Raw genomic sequence first — 24,260 nt, forward strand, 5'->3', positions numbered from 1 at the left:
AAAATTCTTAAATCAGTAACTAAAAATATCTTAAAATATTTTAATTTTTGAAGCTTTCGATATGCCGCCAAAAAATCATAAATTCGCTGTCTTAATTTTTCATTTAAAAATATAATAATTTGGCAGCTAAAGAGAAAGTGGTGAAGGAAACACCTTTAATGAAACAGTACAACGAGATCAAGGCTAAATATCCTGATGCATGTCTGCTTTTCAGAGTAGGAGATTTTTATGAAACCTTTGGAGAAGACGCCATTAGAGCTTCAAAAATTTTAGGGATAACCTTAACTAAAAGAGGAGCAGGGTCTGATACCGAAACAGCATTGGCTGGGTTTCCGCATCATTCTGTAAATACTTATTTGCCAAAATTGGTAAAGGCCGGACTTCGTGTGGCAATCTGCGATCAGCTGGAAGATCCGAAAATGACTAAAACTATTGTAAAAAGAGGTGTAACGGAGCTTGTGACTCCAGGAGTTTCTCTGAACGACGAGGTTTTACAGTCAAAGTCAAACAATTTCTTAGCATCGGTTTATTTTGCTAATAAAAATATCGGAATTTCATTTTTAGATGTTTCTACAGGAGAGTTTTTAACGGCTCAGGGAAATGCAGAATATATTGATAAGTTATTGCAGAACTTCAATCCGAGTGAGGTTTTGGTTCCAAAGAATAATAAAAATGATTTCAAAACTGCTTTTGGAGAAGATTTTCATAGTTTTTTCTTAGAAGATTGGATTTATAAAGAAGACTATGCCTTAGAAACCTTGACAAAGCATTTTCAGACAAATTCCTTAAAAGGATTTGGTGTTGAAGAATTAAAAGAAGGAATTATCGCTTCTGGGGCGATTCTGTATTATCTGTCAGAGACACAGCATAATCGCGTGCAACATATCACGGCAATTCAGCGTATTGCGGAAGATGCTTATGTTTGGATGGATCGTTTTACGATAAGAAACTTAGAATTATATCACAGCTATAATCCAAATGCAGTGACGCTTTTGGATGTGATTGATAAAACACTTTCTCCAATGGGAGGTCGTTTGTTAAAACGATGGCTGGCTTTGCCTTTGAAAGATGCAAATAAGGTAAAAAGCCGTCATGAAGTTGTGGCTTATTTAAAGTCAAACCCTGAAATTCTTCATAATATCCAATATCAAATCAAACAGATTTCAGATTTAGAACGTTTGATTTCTAAAATTGCTGCAGGAAAAGTTTCTCCTCGTGAAATTGTGTATTTAAAGGAATCTTTGGATGCTATTATTCCGATTAAAACACTTGCGCTGGAAAGTCCGCAAGAAGCTGTAAAAGTGATTGGAGACAGTTTGCATGCTTGTGATCTGCTTCGCGAAAAAATTAAAACTACTTTAAATCAAGATGCGCCAGTTGCCATTTCAAAAGGAAATGCGATAGCGGCAGGAATAAATGAGGAATTAGATGAATTGCGTTCTATTTCAACATCAGGAAAAGAATTTTTAGAAGGGATCGAAAAACGTGAATCTGAAAGAACTGGAATTTCGTCATTGAAAATTTCTTTTAATAATGTTTTTGGATATTATATCGAAGTTAGAAATACGCATAAAGATAAAGTTCCAGAAGAATGGATTCGTAAACAAACTTTGGTAAATGCAGAACGTTACATTACAGAAGAATTAAAAGAATACGAAACCAAAATTTTAGGAGCAGAAGAAAAAATCTATAAAATAGAAAGTGAACTTTTTGAGCAATTAGTAGCTTGGATTTCAACTTATATCAAACCAGTTCAAATGAACGCGTATTTGGTTGCGCAATTGGATTGTTTGTGCTCTTTTACGCAAATGGCTGTAGAAAACCAATATGTGCAGCCTGAAATCGATGATACATTTGAATTAGATATTAAAAACGGAAGACATCCTGTAATTGAAAAACAATTGCCTGTTGGAACTCCATATATTGCAAATGATGTTTTCTTAGATAGAGAAACGCAGCAGATTATTATGATTACGGGGCCTAACATGTCGGGTAAGTCGGCAATTTTAAGACAAACAGCTTTAATTGTGCTTCTGGCTCAAATGGGAAGTTTTGTTCCTGCTGATAGTGTTAGAATGGGAATTGTCGATAAGATTTTTACCAGAGTTGGAGCTTCTGATAATATCTCGATGGGTGAATCTACTTTTATGGTCGAAATGAATGAAACTGCTTCTATTTTGAATAACCTATCAGATAGAAGTTTGGTGTTGCTGGATGAGATTGGAAGAGGAACGAGTACTTATGACGGAATCTCAATTGCGTGGGCAATTGCGGAATTCTTGCACGAACATCCAGGAAGAGCTAAAACGCTTTTCGCAACGCATTATCATGAGTTGAATGAAATGACGGAATCGATGCCAAGAATCCAGAATTTCAATGTGGCGGTAAAAGAATTAAAAGATACTGTTCTTTTTGTTAGAAAGCTGGTAAAAGGAGGAAGCGCGCATAGTTTTGGAATTCACGTGGCAAAAATGGCCGGAATGCCTCAGCTGGTTATTTCGAAAGCGCAAAAACTTTTAAAGAAATTAGAAAAGAATCATTCTAGCGATGCTTTGAACGGAATAAAATCGGCAAATGAAGAAATGCAGATGAGTTTCTTTAATCTGGATGATCCTTTGTTAGAAGAGATAAAAGAAGAGATTCTGAATCTCGATATTAATGCCATTACACCAGTAGAAGCATTGATGAAACTGAATGAGATCAAAAGAATGCTGGTTAAAAAATAAAATTCAAAAATTTTTCGATTTTAAACTTTAGGTTATCAGAACGTTATAAAATAAGTCGATTTTTTTTTGAAAAAACGCTTGTGTAATTGAATAAATGTCCTAAATTTGCACTCGCAATACGAAACAAATGAAGTGTTGCAGTTCTTAGTAAAATTTAAAAATGCGAAAATAGCTCAGTTGGTAGAGCGCGACCTTGCCAAGGTCGAGGTCGCGGGTTCGAGCCCCGTTTTTCGCTCTAAAACCATACAATGCTCGGATGGTGAAATTGGTAGACACGCTGGACTTAAAATCCAGTGAACAGCAATGTTCGTGCGGGTTCAAGTCCCGCTCTGAGTACTAAAGCCTCTTCTTTTGAAGAGGCTTTTTTTATTTGCAGACTTGCGGATAATAAATTTACGCAGTAAATTTATTAGAATCTCAGAATCTCAGAATCTCAGAATCTCAGAATCTCAGAATCTCAGAATCTCAGAATCTCAGAATCTCAGAATCTCAGAATCTCAGAATCTCAGAATCTCAGAATCTCAGAATCTCAGAATCTCAGAATCTCAGAATCTCAGAATCTCAGAATCTCAGAAATCTAAAATCAACAATCTAAAATCTAAAATCTAAAATTAATAAATGGGTGCTTTTGTGATCAGCAGGCGGTTTAATGATGAATATAAATTTACTTTTACTTCGCGAAAGGGGAAAGTGATTTTTACGAGTTTGAGTTATGAATTGAGGTTTGAATGTGAAGAGGATATTGAGAGGTTTAAAGCAAATATTGATCTTGCGAAATTTTTGAAATTTAAAGGTTCTGGCGGGAAGTATTTTTTTAAATTGATGTTGGGTGATGTTCACTTTGCTACAAGTCGAAAATACAGTACAGAATTGCTTTTGCAAAAAGGAATAAAAGAAATTGTAACATATTCTTCCAGATCGGAGATTTTGGATTTTTCTTCGAGTGAGTCAATTTTTGGTGATGAAGAGCTTGAAGAGGAAATGGAAGAAGCTGCGGAGTAGAAAAAAGATATGGGTAATAAAAAAAAGCGTTTGTAAATACAGACGCTTTTTTATTGTTCTGGATTAATGAAAAAAAATTAATCGCAAAAAAAAAACCATCTAAAAGATGGTTTTAAAATCGTTAGAACTTAGGTTCTAATTATTTTTTTACTTCTTCTACTTTAGCAGCAGCAGAATCAACTTTAGCAGCAGCAGAATCAACAGTTGCAGCAGCAGAATCAACAACAGCAGCAGCTGAATCAACAGCAACAGCAGTAGAATCTACAGCAGGAGCTTCAGCAGCAGCGTCAGCTTTTTTACAAGATACAACAGTTAATACAGCAACAACAGCTAAACTTAAAAATACTTTTTTCATCTTACTTTATTATAAAAGGTTAATTATTAATTCGTGGCAAAGATATAAATTTTTTAATATGTAAAATATTTTTTCACTTTTTTTTTAAAATATTTTCCCTGCTCACGTTTGTCTTATTTATCAAATAATATGCCAAAATTATAAATTTTTCTTAAATTATCTAATTTATTGCCTAAATAATTTTTCATTGAAGATTCTTTATAAAAACAGGCTGTTTTATTTATCTGTCTTACGGTTTGTTTTGTTTTTTAAGACTATTTCCTAGAATATTTTAGTAGCAAAAGTGCAATCCTTTTTGTTGTTTTTCGGAATTTAACGCTTTAAATCTGCTCAAAAAGCTATGAGATAAGTTTCATGATTGTTTCAGTAGCTCCTTTGTTGTTTTGAATAAATGATCTGCAGATTTCGCTTTTTTCTTCTAGAAAGCTTTTGTCATTCAATAATCGATCAAGGATTTCTTTTAGTTCTATATTTGTTGATATGGATATGCAGCCACCAATTTTAACTAAATCAACTGCTTCTGCGAAATTTGAATAATTAGGTCCAATTACAATCGGAATTCCAAAAGTGGCAGGTTCTAGAATGTTGTGTATTCCTGGATTTCCAAATCCGCCGCCCACATAAGCAATCGTTCCGTAACTGTAAATTTTAGTCAGGATTCCAATTGTGTCTATTATAAAAACATTGTAAATAGATAAATCTTTGTTTTCTTTTTCTGAAAATAAAATTGTCGGTTTTGTAATTTTTGATTGGAGATCTGAAATTTGATCTGGCTTGATATTGTGTGGTGCAATTATAAATTTTATATGATCAGATGCTTGATTAATATATTCTGCAATTAAGATTTCATCTTTTGGCCATGAACTTCCAATAACAATCGTTGGTTGGTTGTTTTTAAAACTCTCCACATAATCCAGTCGATTGTCTCTTTCTAAAATGGCATTTACACGATCAAAACGGGTATCGCCAGAAACAATTACATTTTTAAAGCCTAGGCTTTCTATTTTTTGTTTTGATTTTTCGTTTTGAACAAAGAAATAAGTAAAGGCATTCAGTGCTTTTCTATAGAATCCTCCGTACCATTTAAAAAACATCTGATTGTCTCTGAAAATTCCAGAAATTAAGTATGTTGGCGTTTTGCTTTTTTCTAATTCCTTTAAATAGTTAAGCCAAAATTCATATTTAATGAAAAATGCAAGTTCGGGATGAATTAATTTTAAAAATCTTTTAGCATTACTTTTGGAATCAAGTGGTAAATAAACGGTAACATCTGCGACAGTGTTATTTTTGCGGACTTCATATCCAGAAGGAGAAAAAAAAGTTACAATTATCTTATGTTGAGGATATTTTTCTTTAATTTTTTCTATAACAGGAAGTCCTTGTTCGTACTCGCCCAGTGAGGCCGAATGAAACCAAATTGTTTTATCGTCAGCGTTGATTTTTTCTTCTAAAATTGAAAACACATTTTTTCGACCTTCAACAAAAAGTTTAATTTTCGGACTAAATAATGTTACAATTCTTAAGAAAAAACTCGCAAGATATATGGCTAGATTGTATAAAAAAAGCATGTAATTTTTTTTGCAGCTAAATTACATTTCTTTCGACTATTTTCATTGGTTTGAAGCGATTAATAACTATTTTTGTTCCTCCTTTTAGAGATTTCTGTCCAAAAACAGCGTCTTTAATTTTTTAAATACATTTAGAAAATGAAAAAAATACAAATGGTTGACTTGAAAAGTCAATACGAAAAAATAAAATCTACTGTAGATGCTTCAATTCAAGAAGTTTTAGATACAAATACTTATATCAATGGGCCTTTGGTTCATCAGTTTCAAAAAAATCTTGAAGACTATTTAGGAGTAAAACACGTTATTCCGTGTGCGAATGGTACAGATGCGTTGCAGATTGCCATGATGGGATTGGATTTAAAACCAGGCGATGAAGTTATTACTGCCGATTTTACTTTCGCTGCGACTGTTGAGGTGATTGCTTTATTGCAGTTAACTCCAGTTTTGGTAGATGTTGATTTGCATAATATGAATATCGATATTGATGCAGTAAAAAAAGCAATTACACCAAAAACAAAAGCAATTGTTCCGGTTCATTTATTTGGACGTGCTGCAAATATGGATGCGATTATGGAAATTGCTAAAGAGCATAATCTATATGTAATTGAAGATAATGCACAAGCAATTGGAGCTGATTATGTTTCTAAATCTGGAACAAAATCAAAAGTAGGTACAATTGGCCACGTTGCGGCAACTTCTTTCTTTCCTTCTAAAAATTTAGGCTGTTATGGAGATGGAGGAGCAATTTTTACAAATGATGATAAATTGGCTCACATTATCCGCGGAATTGTAAATCACGGAATGTATGAGCGTTACCACCACGATGTTGTAGGTGTAAATTCACGTTTAGATAGTATTCAAGCTGGAGTTTTAAATGCAAAACTGCCTCTTTTGGATGAATATAATAAAGCTCGTCGTCTGGCGGCAACTAAATATAATGCGGCTTTCGCTGGTAATGCAAAAATTGTTACTCCTGATTTTGATGCAAACGAAAATGACCACGTTTTTCATCAATATGTATTAAGAATTTTAGATGCCGATAGAAATGCTTTAATGCAGCATTTATTGGATAAAGGAATTCCATGTGCGATTTATTATCCAATTCCATTGCATTCTCAAAAAGCATATTTAGATCCGCGTTACAAAGAGGAGCAATTTCCAGTTACAAACCAATTAGTGCAAGAGGTAATTGCTTTGCCAATGCATACAGAACTTGACGACGAACAAATTAAATTTATTACCGATTCTGTTTTAGAATTTTTGAATAAATAAAAGCTTTAAACTAAATAACCACTAGAAAAAACAACCGCAAAATGAAAGTATTAGTAACAGGAGGATTGGGATTTATTGGTTCTCACACCGTAGTCGAACTGCAAAATGAAGGCTTCGAAGTTGTGATTATTGATAATCTTTCGAATTCTTCAGAAGATGTTTTAAAAGGAATTACAGCCATTACAGGAAAAACGCCTTTATTCGAAAAAATTGATTTAAGAGAAAAAAGTGACGTTCGGGATTTCTTTAAAAAGCATAATGATGTTGCTGGAGTTATTCATTTTGCAGCTTCAAAAGCTGTTGGTGAAAGTGTTGAACAGCCTTTGTTGTATTATGAAAACAACATTAGCAGTTTAGTTTATCTTTTACAGGAATTACAGCAAAAACCTGAAGCAAGTTTTATTTTCAGCTCTTCTTGTACGGTTTACGGTCAAGCCGAAAAAATGCCAATTACAGAAGACGCTCCGGTTCAAACTGCAATGTCTCCTTACGGAAATACAAAACAGATCGGAGAAGAAATTATTACAGATACAGCTAAAGTTACCAATATCAGCGCTATTTTATTACGCTACTTTAATCCAGTTGGAGCGCACGAATCTGTAGAGATTGGTGAATTGCCATTGGGGGTTCCTCAGAATTTAGTTCCATTTATTACACAAACTGGAGTAGGATTGCGTCAGGAATTATCGGTTTTCGGAAATGATTACCCAACGCCAGATGGAACTGCAATTCGTGATTATATTCACGTAGTAGATTTAGCGAAAGCGCACGTAATCGCTTTACAGCGTTTGTTGAATAAAAAGAATTTGGCAAAAGTGGAGACTTTCAACTTAGGAACAGGAAAAGGAAGTTCTGTTCTTGAAGTCATTCATAGTTTCGAAAAAGTCAGCGGTAAACAATTGCCTTATAAGATGATGCCTCGTCGCGAAGGTGATATTACTGAAGCTTATGCAAATACAGACAAGGCAAATAATGTTTTAGGATGGAAGGCTGAACTAAGTCTAGATGAAGCGATGGCAAGTGCTTGGAAATGGGAACAAAAAGTGAGGAATAAGTAATTTTTTAATAAAATTATAAATTTTAAGATCCCAAATTATAGCAATATAGTTTGGGATTTTTTTTAGCTATTAATTATTATGAAACAAAGTTTAGATTATAAATTAATATTTGCCTTAGCGGCTGTTGGAATTATTTGGGGAACTACCTTTTTAGGAATTAGAGTTGCGGTTGAAACGATTCCGCCTTGGTTTGTAACTTCCATTCGTCAGGGATTGGCGGGACTAATTATGATGATGATTTTATTATTCAAAAAAGAATTAAAATGGATTGGCTGGGAAAATTTAAAACATCAGCTTGTTCCTTCTATTTTGATGATTGTAGTAGCGAATGGTTTTACAACCGTTGCAGAACAGACTGTGCCAAGCGGACTAGCTTCGGTAATCAGTGCGATGTCTCCTATACTTATTTTTCTGGGCAGTATTTTGTTTAAACTACAAAAGCCAAGTTTTAAAGGATTTATTGGAGTTATAATAGGATTTTCGGGAGTCGTTTTTATATTTAAAGACGGACTGGGATCTTTTTTAGATGCCGATTACAGAATCGGAATGATGTTTATGGCATTTGCAATTTCTGCCTGGGCTGCGGGAACAATTTATACCAAACTGCATGGGAATAAATCTAAAAATATAGTTCTTAATTTATTTTACCAATTTACAATGGCTTCATGCATTCAGATTGTTTTAGCATTTATTTTTTCGCCTACTATTGATGTGAATTTATGGAGTGCGAAAAGTATTTTAGCGGCATTGTATTTGTCGATTTTTGGGTCTGTAATTGCTTTCTTTAGTTATAATTATGCTCTGAAACACGTTACTCCAGTTCAGGTTTCTATTTTGTCCTACATCAATACAGTAATTGCAGTTTTCTTGGGCTGGTTGCTTTTAGATGAAGTAATTACAGTTGATTTTATTATTGCTACAACTCTTATTATTCTTGGAGTTTTTATTGTGAATTACAAGAAGAAAGAAAAGAAGGTTTTGTAGTATTCTTTTAGTATGTCATTTCGACGAAGGAGAAATCTTCGCAAGTAGCTTTGCAAAGTTTTTAGGCTTTCTATGTAGAGTTTCTTGCGAAGATTTCTCCTTCGTCGAAATGACAAAAAGCTCTGAAAAACAAAATTTTTTCAGAGCTTTTTGTATGTATAGTTTTCAACTGATCACTAAAAACTGAATACTGAACACTTAAAATTAAGCATTAGCAACAGCAGCTTCTTTGTCAATTTTATTAATCAAACCAGTTAAAACTTTTCCAGGACCAACTTCAGTAAATAAAGTCGCGCCGTCAGCAATCATTTGCTGTACAGACTGAGTCCATTTTACAGGAGCGGTCAATTGAATGATTAAGTTTTTTTTAATTTCATTAGCATCAGAAACTGCATTTGCAGTAACGTTTTGATATACTGGGCAAATTGGAGTAGAGAAAGTAGTTGCTTCGATTGCAGCAGCCAATTCTTCTCTTGCAGGTTCCATCATTGGAGAGTGGAAAGCACCTCCAACAGGTAAAATTAAAGCACGTTTTGCTCCTGCAGCTTTCATAGCTTCACAAGCTTTTTCAACAGCAGTAGTTTCACCAGAAATTACTAATTGACCAGGGCAGTTATAGTTGGCAGCAACCACAACGCCGTCGATAGAGGCACAAACTTCTTCAACAACATTATCAGCTAAACCTAAAACAGCTGCCATTGTAGAGGGAGTGATTTCGCAAGCTTTTTGCATTGCTAAAGCACGTTGAGAAACTAATTTAAGACCATCTTCAAAAGATAAAGTCCCGTTGGCAACCAAAGCCGAAAATTCTCCTAATGAATGTCCCGCAACCATTTCCGGTTTGAAATCTTCTAAAGTTTTAGCTAAAATAACAGAGTGTAAAAATACTGCTGGCTGTGTAACTTTAGTTTCTTTTAGTTCTTCGGCAGTGCCTTCAAACATGATATCTGTAATTCTGAAGCCTAAAATTTCATTGGCTTTTTCGAATAATTCTTTGGCTAAAGCCGAATTTTCATAGAGGTCTTTACCCATTCCTGTGAACTGTGCACCCTGACCCGGAAATACGTATGCTTTCATTTGTCTAATTTAATTTTTACTTTTTTTAAAATTGAAAATTAGTTTCAATTGGAAGGCAAAAGTACTATTTTTTTATTTCGTATAATCCTTAAACATATAAATCCATGCTAATCTGGAAAATCTCAGGTTAAAAGGAGTAAGTAGAGTGATAGAAACAGCAATAATTGGAAGAATTCTTAAATCAAAATTCTTTTCGAAGAAAAACTGTGCAATACAGTATGTTGCGATACCCTGAGCTACTGTTAATCCGTAGTTTACGTACATGGCACCAAAAAAATAGCCAGGTTCTTTTTGGAATTTGTAATGGCAGTGACTGCAGTATTCATTCATTTTTGGGAAACTGAAATTAAGAAAGATATTCTTGTCTATAAAAACTTTTCCTTTATGACAAACAGGACATTCGTTTTTTAAAATATGAGTTAATGCGCTTGACATGATATTGTTAATTTTTGTTTATACAAAGGTAATTCAGAGCGTTATAAAAGTCTTTTTAGTATCTTCGCTTATTTTAGCACAATAAAGACATTTTTATGAAGCGATATCCTATTTATAGTGTTCAGAATTTTAGCTGTAACGATATTCACCGCGACTTTTATGTTAATACTTTTAAAGAGCATTTAAAAAATCACAGTTTTGTCGAAGAGCCACATAGGCACGATTCGTATTTGATGGTCTTTTTTACAAAAGGTTCGGGGTTTCATGAAGTCGATTTTGACCAGTTCGAAATTAAAAGAGGAAGTTTGTTTGTACTTCAACCAGGACAAATGCACCATTGGAATTTGTCTGAAGATATTGAAGGTTTTGTAATTATCTTTTCGCAGGAATTGTACAATTTGTATTTCGGACAGAAAAAAATCAACGATTACAACTTTTACCATTCCATTCAAAACCGACCTGAAATGGTTTTTGAAGAAAAGGAAATTCCTAAAATCCTTCCATATTTTGATTTGCTAATTCACGAAAATAGTCAAGACAACAAATACCAATTAGATAAATTGTTGAATTTATTGGATTGCATTCATATCGAAGTAGCGAGAAAATATGGAGAAACCTATTCTCATCAAACCCATTCATATAATATCAAAATCAACAAGTTTGAATCGCTTTTAGAAGAACATTTCAGAACTCAGAAACTGCCTTCGTTTTATGCAGAAAAGCTAAATATTACACTAAAACATTTAAACAGAATCTGCAATGAAATTCTTCAAAAAACAGCCACAGAAGTAATTACAGATCGTGTAATTCTAGAAATAAAAAGAATGCTGATCGACAAACAATTAGCCGTAAATGAAGTCGCATTCAAAGTCGGCTACGAAGATTACTCATACTTCTCCCGATTCTTCAAAAAACAAACCGGAATGTCGCCAACAGAATTTAGAAACACAGTACGTTGATTTTTTAACCACAAATTGCACAAATTTTCACAAATTATTTTTTGCTTCAGATTAAAAGTATTGTTGTGGATTTTAAAATCTGTGAAAATCATTTTAATCTGTGGCTGTTAATTTGGTTTCACGCAGATCTTGCAGATTTATGCAGATTAAAATAAATCTTTAAGATCTGCTAAAATCATTTAAAAATCTGCGTGAAATAAATTTGTGTAATTGGTGGCTGAAAAAAAAAGCCCTGCGAGTAAACGCAAGGCTTTTAACCAACCAATTAAATCTAAAACCAAATAGATTAGGCTTGTTTTACAAATTGTAATTCAATGTTCAAACGAACTTCTTCACCTACTAAAACACCCCCTGTTTCAAGAGCTGAGTTCCAGTTTAAACCCCAATCTTTACGATTAATTTTTCCTTCTATGCTTAAACCTACTTTTGTATTTCCCCAAGGATCAGTCATGATTCCGCTAAATTCAACTGGGAATTTTACTGTTTTTGAAACACCTTTAATGCTTAAATCTCCAGTCAATTCAAATTCACCATCATTAATTTTTTTGAAAGCAGAAGATTTGAAAGTTAATTTTGGATGATTCTCAGCGTCAAAGAAATCACCGCTTCTTAAATGTCCGTCACGATCTGCATTTGCAGTGTCGATCGAAGCGATATCAGCAGAAAAACTGAAATCTGCATTATCAAAACTTTCTCCTTCTGTGATTGCAGAAGCCTCGTAAGTTCCAAATTTTCCTGAAACATTAGTAAACATCATGTGTTTAACTTTAAAACCAATTTCTGAGTGAGTTGGGTCAATTGACCATTTTGTAGTTGCCATAATTTTATTTTTTAAATAATTAATTTCATTTTGATAGGACAAAGTTACGATGACAGTTGTCCTTAAGCACTTAACCTAGATTAAGAAATGCGAAAGACCTAAAAGGTTTTTAAAACCTGTTAGGTCTCTTACGATTATTTTTTATTCATATAAAAGGTCAACGCTCCCGACGGGCATTTATTAACAGTAGAAATGATTTTCTCAGTTGTAGATTTCTCTGGAGTAATCCAAGGTTTTTCTTTTGGACGAAAAACATCTGGATTGTTTTTGACACAATTAGCCGAGTGAATGCATTTTCCAGATTGCCATACAATCGTTACTTCGCCGTTTGTGTATTCTTTAGTGAGGTTGTTTGGATTCATGGTTTAAAATTTTAAGTATGAATTTAATTTTAAAGTCAAACCAATTTTTTTACTTATAAAGTTAGTCTTTCTTTTGAAATGGAACAAAAAAAAGAAACGATAATAATCTGATTTTCAGGTTTATTATCGTTTCAAAGTACAGGTGTTAATTGTTTTTTGTTTGAATTAATAATTCATCGGAATGTCCATTAATAAAAATTCAGCGTCTGTATTGGCTTTAATGTTTAAAGTACCAGTTCCTGAAATTCCCACTGCATCACGAGAATTTAATTCCTGACCGTTGATGGTAACATTTCCTTTTAAAACGAAAGCATAAACTCCGTTTCCTTCTTTTTTGATTTTATATTCAGCAGTTATTCCAGCATCGAAATTTCCCATGTTAAACCAAGCATCTTGGTGAATCCAAACACCTTCATCATCTGCATTTGGCGATAAAACCTGAGACAATTTATTATGTCTGTCAGCAACATCCAAAGTAATTTGCTGATAGCGTGGCGTTACGTTTCTTTTGTTTGGAAACAGCCAAATCTGCAACAATTTAGTCTGCTGATCTGCATTCGGGTTAAACTCGCTATGCTGAATTCCAGTTCCAGCGCTCATAACCTGAATGTCTCCGTTTTTAATTACTTCAGTATTTCCCATACTGTCTTTGTGAGCCAAATCTCCTTCTAGCGGAATCGTGATAATTTCCATATTATCGTGAGGGTGAGTTCCAAATCCCATTCCTGCGGCAATCGTATCATCATTTAAAACACGAAGCGCTCCAAACTGAATTCTGTCGGGATTGTACCAGCTCGCAAAGCTAAAGCTATGATAAGCGTTCAACCATCCGTGATTTGCATTTCCTCTTGATTCTGCTTTGTGCAATACTATATTTTCCATGATTTTGTCCTTTCGTTATTTTTATGGTACAAAGATACAGCCGATGTAGAAGAAAAGCACTTAATCTAGGTTAAGAAAAGATTCTAAGGTTCTAAGATGCTGAGGTTCTAAGTTTTTTTGAAGCAGAGATTTTGGTTTTCAAAAGACGTTCAGTCCCGCTATCCGTTTCAATCTTTTGTGGTGAACCCCACCACAAAAGGATTTCCACTTCTATCGGGGCTAGATTAGAAGTTTTTATTTTCAGAAGAAGTTATTGAGACAAAAACTTAAAGATTTCAGTTTGTCATCCTGAGGAACGAAGGATCACACACGAAACTCTACAAAGATTAGAAATTACAAAGTTTTCATGCCAAAGTAACCATGCAGTTTTGTCATCTCGACGAAGGAGAGATCTCTACAAGTAGCTCTACAAAGATTTAGGAAAGATTATTCTTGCAAATTCCCATCAGCATATTTATAAAACTCTAAATCCAAGAGTTCTAATTTTGCATTTATTTCTTCATTGTCTAGTTCTTCTACTTCTTGATTTCGAAGTTTTATAATTAAATCTTCATTAGATAGTTTTTTCGGATTAATTAAATTAATTGCCGATTCAAGAATTTTCGCGGTTTTAAACTTTTTATTTTTCTTCAATGCTTTTAATGTTTCGAAACAATTTTGTCCGCTAGAATTGAAGAAATATTGATTAAATCCTCCGTTATTAACTTCCATTTCTAATTCTTCAATATTAGCTGTAGGCTTTGAAATATGGGTTTTCTCTTTCTCTGATGTAGCTTGGCTTAAACAACTTGAAAATGTCATTAGTAATAAGGATAAAATAAAGTTGAATAATTTCATTGTTTTTCGTTGTAGATTTTACTTTGTCGAGCTACTCGCGGAGATCTCTCCTTCGTCGAGATGACAAGATTGCATTAAAAGAAATAATCTTTGCGACTTCGCGTCTTTGCGAGATTATTAAAAAACTTTTATTTAATACGAATCAATTTCCCTTTCCCAACCACTTCATCAAGATAATTCGCAGAAGAACTTTTCTTATCATGCATAAAAAAAGGAATTGTATCTTTTTCAATCTGATCTTTCGGAATGCTGATAATCAAATCAGTATTAATAAAATTGTCTAATAATATTACATTGCCATAAGAAATTTTCCCTTTCGGCATGAACTTGTTATCAAAAACAAAAATGCTATCCTTAAAAGTAATTTTATCTTTTAAGATATAAGCATTATCGTCTTCAATCAAATAATTATAACGGCCGCTAAGTTTGTCCGTTTTTTGGTTGAAATTGATAAATAACAAGGTTATTAGTAAGGCAAAATATTTCATAAGATTCTAACTGTATTGATTGATAAACTGCTGTACAACTGCATCCGTATTCTCATGGCGTTTCTCTCTTTCCAAAACAGTCGGTGGAGCGCTTCTTTCCAAACAATCCTTCACGGCACAAGTTTCACAAGTTACACCAACAATTCGTTTCACCAAAGGTTTTCCATCAATGAATTTGAGTTTCTTTTTCATTGTTGGATTTATTAGGATTCCAACGGAAATACTTCTGATGTAATTTTCTGCAAAAGGATCTTTCGTAGCCGATGAAAAAACCAAATATTCGTTTCCGCTATTGGCATAACTCGAAATCTGAGCGTCAAAAAAATGAGATTTGTTTTGTTTTATGGCTTCATCAATTGTTTTTATCGAGACCCATCTTCTGCAATAATGTTCATTAGTTTCGTTGGCGTGTGGTTCCTGCTGATGCGTAATGTGTAATTCTTTATTTATCTGATAAAAATCAGAACCGATTTTATGAGATAATCTTAAGAAAAATAAGTTTTTCAACTGAAAATCTTTTGGCAATAAATTGGTCAATCTTTGATAAAAAGATTCTGGTGAAACTTCAAAACTTTCGATTAATTGAACAAATTCTTCAGGTTTTGGATTTTCATTTTCTAAAAAATAATTGATTTTATCTACAACCAGTTTTCTAGGTAACAACAAAGCGCCGGCAAAATAAGAAGCATAGAAATTATGCAGAACCTGATCGAAATTTTCAAACTTAATCCAGCTGAAAGTAAGCAGTCGGTCTGAAATGTTTAAGTAGTTATAAGCAATTTCTTTAGCTAAAATGAAAGCTTTTTGCGGAGCGTCGAGTTCGGTTGAAAGCAATAAAGTTTTACTTTTCGGAACATAAATCGAGCGTAAATCGTCCAAAGCTTCTTGGTCTGTAAAAGCAATTTCTTTAATATTGTATTCGTATTCTTCTTTTAAAATCGCTTCTAGTTCTTCAACGCTAATTTTAGAATCCAGATTAATCTGAAATGACTTCGAAAACGCAATTACTTTTTCTTCTAAATCTTCAAAATAATTGCTGTGCGCTTCCTGATAGGATCGTAAAGCAGCCAAAAAGAAACTTTCACGGCTCAAATTATAATGCTGTGCAATTTCGATTATTGTACTAATAAACGCATTGACTTTTGCTGGAGCATTCGCAATAATATCAATTAAATCCGCTTCTTGGATTCCGAAAAGCTCTAGCGGAATCTCTTTTAAAATTCCTGATTTCAAGATTTCGCCAATCGGAGCGAGATTATTATCGAGTTTTAAAGACACCATTTGGTCGTAAGTCACGTCCAAATGTTCGCACAAGAGCAAAATTTTATCTGTTTTCGGATATTTTTTTCCCTTTTCAATCTCGTTTAAATACGATTTTGAAAGATTAGTCAGTTTGGCCAAACCAAAAAGAGACAAGTTTTTTTGCGTACGAACTTGTTTCATTTTTAGCCCAAAAATCAGCTTTATATAGTCTTTTTCGATATCCATAATTCAAATGTAAGTAATCTAAAAATAATCGCCAAAAAAATATTTTTTAAATTTAGCGAACGTTCGCTTGTTTTGTAAAAAACTTTTTTATAACATTGTATCGTTGAAACTTATTAATTATGAATTAGTTATGATTTATATGTTTTTAACGAAATGAAATGAAAACAGAAAATCTGTTTTGTTAAATAAAAAGTTAAAATCTGCAGCTATGAAAAACCAATTAGAGATCACTGAAATGGCTATAGAATTCCTAGCCGACAAAAAGCTTGCTTATCCAAAAATCTGGACAGAAGAAGCAACTGCGTTTATTATCGAATTGCATAAAAAATTCGAATCGCAAAGAAAATTACTGCTTTTACAAAGAGAACAGAAGCAAGTCACTTTTGATCAGGGAATCATGCCGGTTTTTATTCCAGAAACCAAAAGCATCAGAGAAAGTAATTGGATAGCTGGAGAAATTCCGAAAGATTTATTGGATCGAAGAGTTGAAATTACTGGCCCAGTTGATCGTAAAATGATTATCAATGCTTTGAATTCTGGTGCAAAAACTTTTATGGCCGATTTTGAAGACAGCACTTCGCCAACTTGGCAAAACTTGATGGATGGACAAATGAACCTGATAGATGCTGTTAACAAAACCATCACGTTTACTGATTTGATAAAGCAGAAATCGTATCACTTAAATGAAAAAATCGCAACGCTGATTGTTCGTCCAAGAGGTTTGCATTTGCCTGAAAAACATGTTTTGATTGAAGGAAATGAAGTTTCGGGTTCTTTGGTAGATTTTGGTTTATATGTTTTTCACAATCACAAAAAACTTTTAGAAAACAATTCAGGACCGTATTTCTACATTCCGAAATTGGAACATTATCTGGAAGCTAGATGGTGGAATACTGTAATTGATTTTACAGAAGATTATCTAAATCTAAAACGCGGAACTATAAAAGTGACGGTTTTAATTGAAACGATTACAGCGAGTTTTCAGTTGGATGAAATTATTTATGAATTAAAAGAACATATTGTGGGCTTGAACTGCGGGCGCTGGGATTATATTTTCTCTTACATTAAAAAGTTTAGAAAAAATCCAAAATTCATTGTTCCAGATCGTGATCAGGTAAATATGACTTCGCCTTTTATGAATGCCTATTCAAATCTGGTAATTCAGAGATGTCATAAACGTGGTATTCATGCGATTGGCGGAATGGCTGCTCAAATTCCGATTCGAAATAATGAAGAAGCAAATGCTATCGCTTTCGCAAAAGTAAAAACCGACAAAGAACGTGAAGTTCGAAATGGTCACGACGGAACTTGGGTTGCGCACCCAGATTTAGTTTCAATAGCTAAAGAAGTTTTTGATAAAGGAATGCGAACTCCAAATCAGATTCATGTAAAAAGAGAACATCGAAGAATTACAGAAGCCGATTTGATTGAACCGCCAATTGGACTGATTACAGAAAACGGAGTTAGAAAAAATATAAATGTAGCAGTGTTATATCTGGCTTCATGGCTAAATGGACAAGGCGCAGCAGCTTTGCATAATTTAATGGAAGATGCGGCAACCGCCGAAATCTCAAGATCGCAATTGTGGCAATGGCTTCAAAATAAAGTGATTTTGGATAATGGGCGAAAATTAGATTTGGCATATTATCATGAATTAGCTTTAGATGAATTTAGAAAAATCAAGGAAGAATTAGGAGAAGAAAATCATGAAAAACAGCAATTTCCATTAGCTGAAAAATTGCTGGAAAGATTGGTTGTAAATCTGCATTTTGTGGATTTCTTAACGATTCCTTGCTATAAATATCTATGAAATTTTTAAACACATAGAAACATAGATCTTAATCTTCTGAAAAGAGAAAGAAGAAAAAAACTAGTTTTTCACACATAGATAGCTATGTGTATTTATGTAAGTGAAGCGCCTTTAACCACAAAGGATGACTATGTTTCTATGTGTTTAAAATTAAATTCAAAGAAAAAAAGTCACAGTTAAAAACTGAATACTTAAAACTGCGACTGAACACTAAAAAACAAACCACTTTAACTTAAACTATTTATGAAAACAACAGAAGACAGAATTCAGGAATTGATTAATGATTGGATTACGAACCCGAGATGGAAAGGCGTTGAACGTCCTTACACTGCGAGTGAAGTTGTGGCGCTTCAGGGGTCTTATAAAATTGAGCATTCTATTGCTAAAATAGGTGCAGAAAAATTATGGAGAAAGTTAAAAAGTCAGGATTATGTTGCGGGTTTGGGGGCGTTGACTGGAAATCAGGCGATTCAGGAAGTCGATGCGGGTTTAGAAGCGATTTATTTAAGCGGATGGCAGGTTGCTGCTGATGCAAACTTAGCTGGAGAAATGTATCCTGACCAATCACTTTATCCTGTAAACAGTGTGCCAATGGTGGTTAAAAAGATCAATAACGCTTTACTGCGTGCCGATCAGATTCAGACTGTTAATAATATTGAAGATAAAAAAGATTATTTGGTTCCGATTGTAGCCGATGCAGAAGCAGGTTTTGGTGGAAACCTAAATGCTTTCGAATTGATGAAATCTATGATTGAAGCTGGAGCTTCTGGAGTGCATTTTGAAGATCAGCTGAGTTCTGCTAAAAAATGCGGACACTTAGGCGGAAAAGTTTTGGTACCGACACAAGAAGCAATTAATAAACTAATTGCAGCTAGATTAGCTTCGGATGTTATGGGAGTTCCAACTTTAATTGTTGCTAGAACAGATGCAGATGCTGCAAATTTATTAACAAGTGATGCTGATCCTAGAGATAGAAAATTCTTGACAGGAGAAAAAACAGCTGAAGGTTTCTTTTATGTAAAAAATGGAATCGAGCAGGGAATCGCAAGAGGTTTGAGTTATGCGCCTTATGCTGATTTAATCTGGATGGAAACCAGTAATCCTGATTTGGATTACGCTAGAAAGTTTGCAAAAGCAATGAAAAAAGAATTTCCGGATAAGATGCTGGCATACAATTGTTCTCCATCTTTCAATTGGGCGGCAAAATTATCAGTTGCTGAAATGGAAACGTTTAGAGAAGATTTGGCCGAAATGGGATATGCTTTCCAATTCATCACTTTGGCGGGATTCCATGCTTTGAACACAAGTATGTTCGAATTGTCTAAAGCGTACAAAGAACGCGGAATGGCAGGTTATTCTGAATTGCAGGAAAGAGAATTCGCATTACAACAAAACGGATTCAGAGCGGTAAAACATCAAGCTTTTGTTGGGACTTCTTATTTTGATGCGGTTCAAAATACTGTTATGTTAGGAAAATCAGCAATAACAGCAATGGAACATTCTACAGAGGTTGAGCAATTTTAATTCACAACAACACGGTTCGTTTTGAGCCGTGTGTGTTTTTTTTGCCACAGATTTCACAGATTAGAATGATTAAAAAATGTTGCCACGAATTACACAAATTTCCACGAATTAAATCGGAATAATATTGAAATAAAATTTGTGAAAATTTGTGTAATTTGTGGCTAGAAAAAATCTTTTTAATCTGTGAAATCTGTGGCTAAATATTATTTCTTCAAAAGTCGAGCTTTCATTTTGCTGAAAAATTCTGGTGTTACGCCAATAAACGAAGCGATTTGTTTTTGAGGAACTTTATGAACTAATGTGCCGTATTTTTTAGTGAATTTTTCGAAACGTTCTTCAGCAGGTAAACTTAAATTGTCCATTAATCTTTGCTGATTTGCAACTAATGAATTCTCAATTAAAATCCTAAAAAAACGTTCCAGCTTCGGAATTTCAAGATACAATTGTTCTTGATTTTCTTTGGATAACGAAACGACTTCAGCTTCTTCTAAAACTTCAATAAAAAGCTGTCCCGGCTTTTGCGAAAAATAACTGTACATATCGCTCATCCACCAGCCTTCGCATGCGAATGAAAGAACATGTTCAACAATATTATCGTTGATGTTGAAACTTCTTAAAATTCCGGAGTTTACAAAATAGGAATGTTTGCAGACTTCACCAGCGTTTAATAAAAGCGTTTTAGCTTTGTAAGTGTTTGTTTCCAGTTTAGATAAAAAAAGCGCCTGTTCTTCTGGTGTCAGAGAAACGTGTTTGGCAATGTTTTCGAGAATTAATGCCATTATTTTTTATCGTCTATTAAAGTAAATGAAGTTGCTTTAAATCTGTTTCCTTTGATTTCTCCCGTAACTAAAGCTTTGCTGATTGCATTGCAAAAACCTTTTTCAGCGTGTGCATCTCCGTGATCGTGAATCGTAGTTCCGTCAACGAAATACGATTTTCCGTCAATACGAACGGCTAAATCACAGCTTTTGCCTTTCATTCCGAATTGGCATTCTCCACATGAAGCTTCTACAACTGTTGGTTTATCAAATTTCTTTTTGCTTTGTGCTTGCACAGCGATTCCAATAAAAAGGAAAGTTGCTAATATTATATTTTTCATAGTTAAGAATTTACAGTTATTAATTTTGCCGTTTCTTTGGCGCGTTCTGTTACTTCGTTAATTGGAGTTGAAAGAGTATCATAACTTAAAACAACTCCCATTCTTCGATAAGGTCTTGAAGTTGGTTTTCCAAAAATCCTAAAATCCGTTTTTGGTAAAGCCGCTACTTTTTCGATTCCGCTAAAAGTTGGATTTGCAGAATCTTCAGATGCTAAAATTACGGCACTTGCTCCGGCTTTTTCTAAAGTAATTTCGAAAATTGGAAGACTTAAAATGGCTCTTAAATGCAATTCAAATTCGTTGAAATTCTGTGTTCCAGCCAAAGTTACCATTCCTGTATCGTGCGGACGCGGAGAAAGTTCAGAGAAATAAACGCCTTCTTTAGTCAGGAAAAATTCAACACCAAAAAGTCCGGCACCGCCAAGTGCTTCTGTAATTTTTTCGGCCATATCCTGAGCTTCGTATAAATCTTTTTCTGAAACTAAAGCCGGCTGCCAGCTTTCCTGATAATCGCCTCTTTCTTGTCTGTGGCCAATTGGAGCACAGAACAAAGTTGGATTGTTATTTTGTGTAATCGTCAAAAGCGTAATTTCTGAATGAAAATCTACGAAAGCTTCAACAATCACTTCAATAACATCACCACGCGAACCTGCAACGGCGTATTGCCATGCTTTTTCAATATCGCTTTCTGTTTTAATAGTCGATTGTCCTTTTCCAGACGAAGACATTAAAGGTTTTACGACGCATGGGATTCCAACTTCCTGAACGGCTTTTTGAAGCTCTTCAGCTGAAGTGGCGTATTGGTATTTTGCTGTTCTTAATCCCAATTCTTTTGACGCTAAATCGCGGATTGCTTTACGGTTCATAGTAAAATTTGCCGCTTTCGCTGAAGGGACAACGGTAATGCCTTGTTTTTCGTAATCGTAAAAACGTTCGGTGCGAATGGCTTCTATTTCTGGAACAATAAAATCAGGTTTATGTTTGGCTACGATTTGGTCAAGCGCTTCGCCGTCTAACATATTGATGACTTCGAAACTGTGTGCAACTTGCATTGCCGGAGCATTTTCGTAACTGTCAACTGCAATTACAGTTTGTCCGATTCGTTGTGCGGCAATGACAAATTCTTTGCCTAATTCGCCTGAACCTAGGAGTAGTATTTTCATTTTGGAGTGTTGTAGTGTTTAAGTAGTAAAAGTAGGGAAAAAGCTTTTTTTAACCGCAAAGTTCGCAAAGATTTACGCAAAGAGCGCTAAATTTTTGTTTTTAAGATAAAAAAGAACTCAAAGAATTTCTCACGCAGATTTTGCAGATTCAGCAGATTTAATTTTGCAATTGATTTTATTTTTAAGACAAAATAACCACACAGTTTGTCATTTCGACGAAGGAGAAATCTCTACGAGTAATTCCGTTCCAATAAGCCAATCTTTGTAGAGCTACTGGCGAAGATTTCTCCTTCGTCGAAATGACAAGATTTTGGGGAATAGAAGCTTAAAAAAAGAAAAAGTTCACAAAGATTTTAAAATAATCTTTGCGAACTTTGCGTATTCCTTTGCGTCTTTGCGGTTAAAAAACTTTGCGGTAAAAATTAATGAAAATGATCTTCTTCAATCTCAAATTCAGCATCTTTTTCCCAAATTTCCATTTCGCATGGTTTACAGTTGAATTTTAGTTTGTATTCCAATTCTCCTTGTTTTAAAACCAATGGTTCTTTTACCTTAACACCAACAATGTCTTTTTGGTGAATTGGACATTTTTTTAATTCGTATTTGATGCAATATTTAGTTGTCATTACACGAGATTTTCCTGGATCCCATTGTAATTCAAATGCTTTTTCTATTTCGGTAACACCATGACGTTCGTAGAATTTACGAGCGGTTTTGTTTGAAACGTTGTACATGAAATCCAGTTTCGTTTCTGGATACGGATGTGACGTTTTTACTAATTGATGTTCTTCGCGAACGTAATTTGCCAAACGAATTTCTGATAATTGTTCGAAAACATTTCTTCTCATTTCGTTGATTTTTGAAATAGGAAGGAACCAGTTTTCAGAGAACATTACATTAATTTCATCAGCGCTGTAAGGAGTAAAACCTGTTTTAGCCAATTGAACTTTAATGTTTTCCTCGATAGATTCGCCAGTTTTAGTTTGTTCTTTCGGATGTTCTAATTTTACTGTGCTTACGTTTCCATCTTCATCAGTTGCGATTAATTCAAAACCGTTTTCGTTTTCGGTAAGCAATAAAGTTGTTCCGATTTTACGGATCGCACTGTCTTCTCTTTCAATAATTTTGATGAAAGCAGCGTCGTTATTTCTATAAATGAAAGTTCCGTCTTTTATTTCTTTTAAAACGTTTGGATAAACTTTTCCGTTTTCGGCTTTGTTTACATAGATTCCGTCAGCTTCGTTATTTTCGTTGATGAAGCAAAGTCCGTCGCCGTTGTTTAATAATTCGCCGTTTTCGATTTCGTAAGCACCGCCAATAGTTCGGATTAATTTACCAATATATTGACCTTTTGATTTTGGACTTTCCCAAGAACCAATACTAGCATGTCTTTCGTTTACAAAATAATCGGTATAACCGCGATTGAAAGTTCTACTCAAAGTAGAGTCGAAAGTATATGTACATCTTCCAGAAGAAGCTTTCGTGTATTTATCGCTTCCCTCTAAAAAGCTGTCTAATTTTTGACGTAAATAAGAAACATTGTTTTTAACGTAAGCGACGTCTTTCAATCTTCCTTCGATTTTGAAAGAAACGATTCCAGCTTCGATCAAATTTGGAATCTGATCTGAAACGTCTAAATCTTTAATCGAAAGCAAGTGGCTGTTTCTGATTAAAGTTTCTCCGTTTCCGTCAATTAAGTTATAAGGTAAACGGCAGTTTTGTGCGCAAGAACCACGATTCGCGCTACGTTCTCCGTTTGCCACACTCATATAACAGTTTCCGCTGAATGATACGCAAAGTGCTCCCGTTACGAAAAATTCTAATTCAACATCAGCGTAATCGTAGATTTCTTTAATTTGATGCAGGTTCAATTCACGAGCTAAAACCACACGTTTGATTCCAGCATCTTTAAGAAATTTTATTTTTTCTTTGTCACGATTATTAGCTTGTGTACTGGCATGAAGGACGATAGGAGGCAAGTCCATTTCCATAATAGCCATATCCTGAATAATCAAGGCATCGACACCAATATCGTATAATTCCCAGATCATCGCGCGACATGTTTCTAATTCGTTATCATATAAAATAGTATTGATAACCACAAAAACCTGTGCGTTAAATAGATGGGCATATTTTACCAGTTCAGCAACATCTGCAATAGAGTTGTTTGCATTTGAACGTGCACCAAATTGCGGTGCGCCAATATATACAGCATCTGCACCACTGTTTATGGCAGCGATTCCTCCAATTAAATCTCTAGCAGGAGCTAATATTTCGATTTTCTTCTTCATTTCTAAAACTTTAGACTTTTGTGGTATTCCCGAAAAAAAGTGTGCAAAGGTCTAATAAAT

Annotated in this window: 21 protein-coding genes, 2 tRNA genes and 1 pseudogene; 10 read left to right on the forward strand and 14 right to left on the reverse strand. The window is 34.2% G+C overall.

Annotated elements, in window-relative coordinates; all coding sequences use genetic code 11:
- Nucleotides 1-119 precede the first annotated feature (119 nt).
- The 4 genes from mutS to ACNRYB_RS08220 all read left to right on the forward strand — a co-directional run bounded on the left by mutS (nucleotide 120) and on the right by ACNRYB_RS08220 (nucleotide 3,728).
- Nucleotides 120-2,726, forward strand: coding sequence for a DNA mismatch repair protein MutS (gene mutS / locus ACNRYB_RS08205; protein ID WP_473729749.1), 2,607 nt, complete (start codon nucleotides 120-122; stop codon nucleotides 2,724-2,726).
- 162 nt (nucleotides 2,727-2,888) lie between these two features.
- A tRNA-Gly gene (locus ACNRYB_RS08210) sits at nucleotides 2,889-2,961 on the forward strand.
- Between the two features lie 15 nt (nucleotides 2,962-2,976).
- Nucleotides 2,977-3,062: transfer RNA gene (locus ACNRYB_RS08215), tRNA-Leu, on the forward strand.
- Between the two features lie 282 nt (nucleotides 3,063-3,344).
- Nucleotides 3,345-3,728, forward strand: coding sequence for a DUF1508 domain-containing protein (locus tag ACNRYB_RS08220; protein WP_473729750.1), 384 nt, complete (start codon nucleotides 3,345-3,347; stop codon nucleotides 3,726-3,728).
- Between the two features lie 139 nt (nucleotides 3,729-3,867).
- On the opposite strand, the gene ACNRYB_RS08225 is transcribed toward ACNRYB_RS08220, so the two are convergent.
- Together ACNRYB_RS08225 and ACNRYB_RS08230 are read right to left on the reverse strand one after the other, a co-directional pair.
- Nucleotides 3,868-4,083: a PG1828 family lipoprotein gene (locus ACNRYB_RS08225; RefSeq protein WP_008467260.1), complete on the reverse strand. Its 216-nt coding sequence runs from the start codon at nucleotides 4,081-4,083 to the stop codon at nucleotides 3,868-3,870.
- A gap of 338 nt (nucleotides 4,084-4,421) precedes the next feature.
- Nucleotides 4,422-5,651: a 3-deoxy-D-manno-octulosonic acid transferase gene (locus tag ACNRYB_RS08230; protein ID WP_473729751.1), complete on the reverse strand. Its 1,230-nt coding sequence runs from the start codon at nucleotides 5,649-5,651 to the stop codon at nucleotides 4,422-4,424.
- A 138-nt stretch (nucleotides 5,652-5,789) separates the two neighbouring features.
- Between ACNRYB_RS08230 and ACNRYB_RS08235 the strand changes: the two genes are divergently transcribed.
- The 3 genes from ACNRYB_RS08235 to ACNRYB_RS08245 all read left to right on the forward strand — a co-directional run bounded on the left by ACNRYB_RS08235 (nucleotide 5,790) and on the right by ACNRYB_RS08245 (nucleotide 8,965).
- A complete protein-coding gene (locus ACNRYB_RS08235; RefSeq protein WP_129746476.1) occupies nucleotides 5,790-6,923 on the forward strand; it encodes a DegT/DnrJ/EryC1/StrS family aminotransferase in 1,134 nt (377 codons plus the stop codon).
- 41 nt (nucleotides 6,924-6,964) lie between these two features.
- Entirely contained in the window at nucleotides 6,965-7,981 is a 1,017-nt protein-coding gene (gene galE, locus ACNRYB_RS08240) for a UDP-glucose 4-epimerase GalE (protein ID WP_473729752.1), read from the forward strand.
- Nucleotides 7,982-8,059: 78 nt separating this feature from the next.
- Entirely contained in the window at nucleotides 8,060-8,965 is a 906-nt protein-coding gene (locus tag ACNRYB_RS08245) for a DMT family transporter (RefSeq protein ID WP_129746474.1), read from the forward strand.
- Between the two features lie 204 nt (nucleotides 8,966-9,169).
- On the opposite strand, the gene fabD is transcribed toward ACNRYB_RS08245, so the two are convergent.
- Nucleotides 9,170-10,042, reverse strand: coding sequence for an ACP S-malonyltransferase (gene fabD / locus ACNRYB_RS08250; protein ID WP_129746473.1), 873 nt, complete (start codon nucleotides 10,040-10,042; stop codon nucleotides 9,170-9,172).
- A gap of 72 nt (nucleotides 10,043-10,114) precedes the next feature.
- On the reverse strand, nucleotides 10,115-10,477 hold the full coding sequence (locus ACNRYB_RS08255; protein WP_129746472.1) for a DUF983 domain-containing protein: 363 nt from the start codon (nucleotides 10,475-10,477) through the stop codon (nucleotides 10,115-10,117).
- A 95-nt stretch (nucleotides 10,478-10,572) separates the two neighbouring features.
- Here ACNRYB_RS08255 and ACNRYB_RS08260 point away from each other — a divergent pair, with 95 nt between their 5' ends.
- Nucleotides 10,573-11,436, forward strand: coding sequence for a helix-turn-helix domain-containing protein (locus ACNRYB_RS08260; protein WP_129746471.1), 864 nt, complete (start codon nucleotides 10,573-10,575; stop codon nucleotides 11,434-11,436).
- A gap of 286 nt (nucleotides 11,437-11,722) precedes the next feature.
- Here the strand turns inward: ACNRYB_RS08260 and ACNRYB_RS08265 are convergent, their stop codons facing one another.
- The 6 genes from ACNRYB_RS08265 to ACNRYB_RS08290 form a co-directional block, all read right to left on the reverse strand.
- Nucleotides 11,723-12,256 (reverse strand): YceI family protein, encoded by a 534-nt coding sequence (locus tag ACNRYB_RS08265; RefSeq protein ID WP_119789331.1) that lies wholly within the window; start codon nucleotides 12,254-12,256, stop codon nucleotides 11,723-11,725.
- Nucleotides 12,257-12,390: 134 nt separating this feature from the next.
- Nucleotides 12,391-12,618 carry a (4Fe-4S)-binding protein gene (locus ACNRYB_RS08270; protein WP_111364966.1) on the reverse strand — a complete coding sequence of 76 codons (228 nt, stop codon included), beginning with the start codon at nucleotides 12,616-12,618 and terminating at the stop codon, nucleotides 12,391-12,393.
- Between the two features lie 165 nt (nucleotides 12,619-12,783).
- Nucleotides 12,784-13,500 (reverse strand): pirin family protein, encoded by a 717-nt coding sequence (locus tag ACNRYB_RS08275; RefSeq protein ID WP_473729753.1) that lies wholly within the window; start codon nucleotides 13,498-13,500, stop codon nucleotides 12,784-12,786.
- A 426-nt stretch (nucleotides 13,501-13,926) separates the two neighbouring features.
- Nucleotides 13,927-14,337: a DMP19 family protein gene (locus tag ACNRYB_RS08280; RefSeq protein ID WP_473729754.1), complete on the reverse strand. Its 411-nt coding sequence runs from the start codon at nucleotides 14,335-14,337 to the stop codon at nucleotides 13,927-13,929.
- Nucleotides 14,338-14,465: 128 nt separating this feature from the next.
- The gene (locus tag ACNRYB_RS08285) at nucleotides 14,466-14,825 is read right to left on the reverse strand and encodes a hypothetical protein (RefSeq protein ID WP_473729755.1); all 360 of its coding nucleotides are present in this window, start codon (nucleotides 14,823-14,825) and stop codon (nucleotides 14,466-14,468) included.
- Between the two features lie 6 nt (nucleotides 14,826-14,831).
- Complete coding sequence (locus ACNRYB_RS08290; protein WP_473729756.1) at nucleotides 14,832-16,313, reverse strand: helix-turn-helix domain-containing protein; 1,482 nt, start codon at nucleotides 16,311-16,313, stop codon at nucleotides 14,832-14,834.
- 208 nt (nucleotides 16,314-16,521) lie between these two features.
- Between ACNRYB_RS08290 and aceB the strand changes: the two genes are divergently transcribed.
- Nucleotides 16,522-18,123: a malate synthase A gene (aceB, locus tag ACNRYB_RS08295; protein ID WP_129746467.1), complete on the forward strand. Its 1,602-nt coding sequence runs from the start codon at nucleotides 16,522-16,524 to the stop codon at nucleotides 18,121-18,123.
- A gap of 243 nt (nucleotides 18,124-18,366) precedes the next feature.
- Nucleotides 18,367-19,647, forward strand: coding sequence for an isocitrate lyase (gene aceA, locus ACNRYB_RS08300; RefSeq protein ID WP_129746466.1), 1,281 nt, complete (start codon nucleotides 18,367-18,369; stop codon nucleotides 19,645-19,647).
- A 203-nt stretch (nucleotides 19,648-19,850) separates the two neighbouring features.
- On the opposite strand, the gene ACNRYB_RS08305 is transcribed toward aceA, so the two are convergent.
- From ACNRYB_RS08305 to ACNRYB_RS08320, 4 genes and pseudogenes are all read right to left on the reverse strand, one after another.
- Nucleotides 19,851-20,426 (reverse strand): Crp/Fnr family transcriptional regulator, encoded by a 576-nt coding sequence (locus tag ACNRYB_RS08305; protein ID WP_066032734.1) that lies wholly within the window; start codon nucleotides 20,424-20,426, stop codon nucleotides 19,851-19,853.
- Nucleotides 20,426-20,746, reverse strand: a complete 321-nt coding sequence (locus ACNRYB_RS08310; protein ID WP_129746465.1) for a DUF6370 family protein — start codon at nucleotides 20,744-20,746, stop codon at nucleotides 20,426-20,428. The genes ACNRYB_RS08305 and ACNRYB_RS08310 overlap by 1 nt, the downstream gene beginning before the upstream one ends.
- A gap of 2 nt (nucleotides 20,747-20,748) precedes the next feature.
- A pseudogene (purT, locus tag ACNRYB_RS08315) lies at nucleotides 20,749-21,912 on the reverse strand (formate-dependent phosphoribosylglycinamide formyltransferase); the annotation flags it as partial.
- Between the two features lie 419 nt (nucleotides 21,913-22,331).
- Complete coding sequence (locus ACNRYB_RS08320) at nucleotides 22,332-24,200, reverse strand: peptidase U32 family protein (RefSeq protein ID WP_473729757.1); 1,869 nt, start codon at nucleotides 24,198-24,200, stop codon at nucleotides 22,332-22,334.
- Nucleotides 24,201-24,260 lie beyond the last annotated feature (60 nt).

The organism is Flavobacterium sp. CR10, assembly GCF_055814415.1.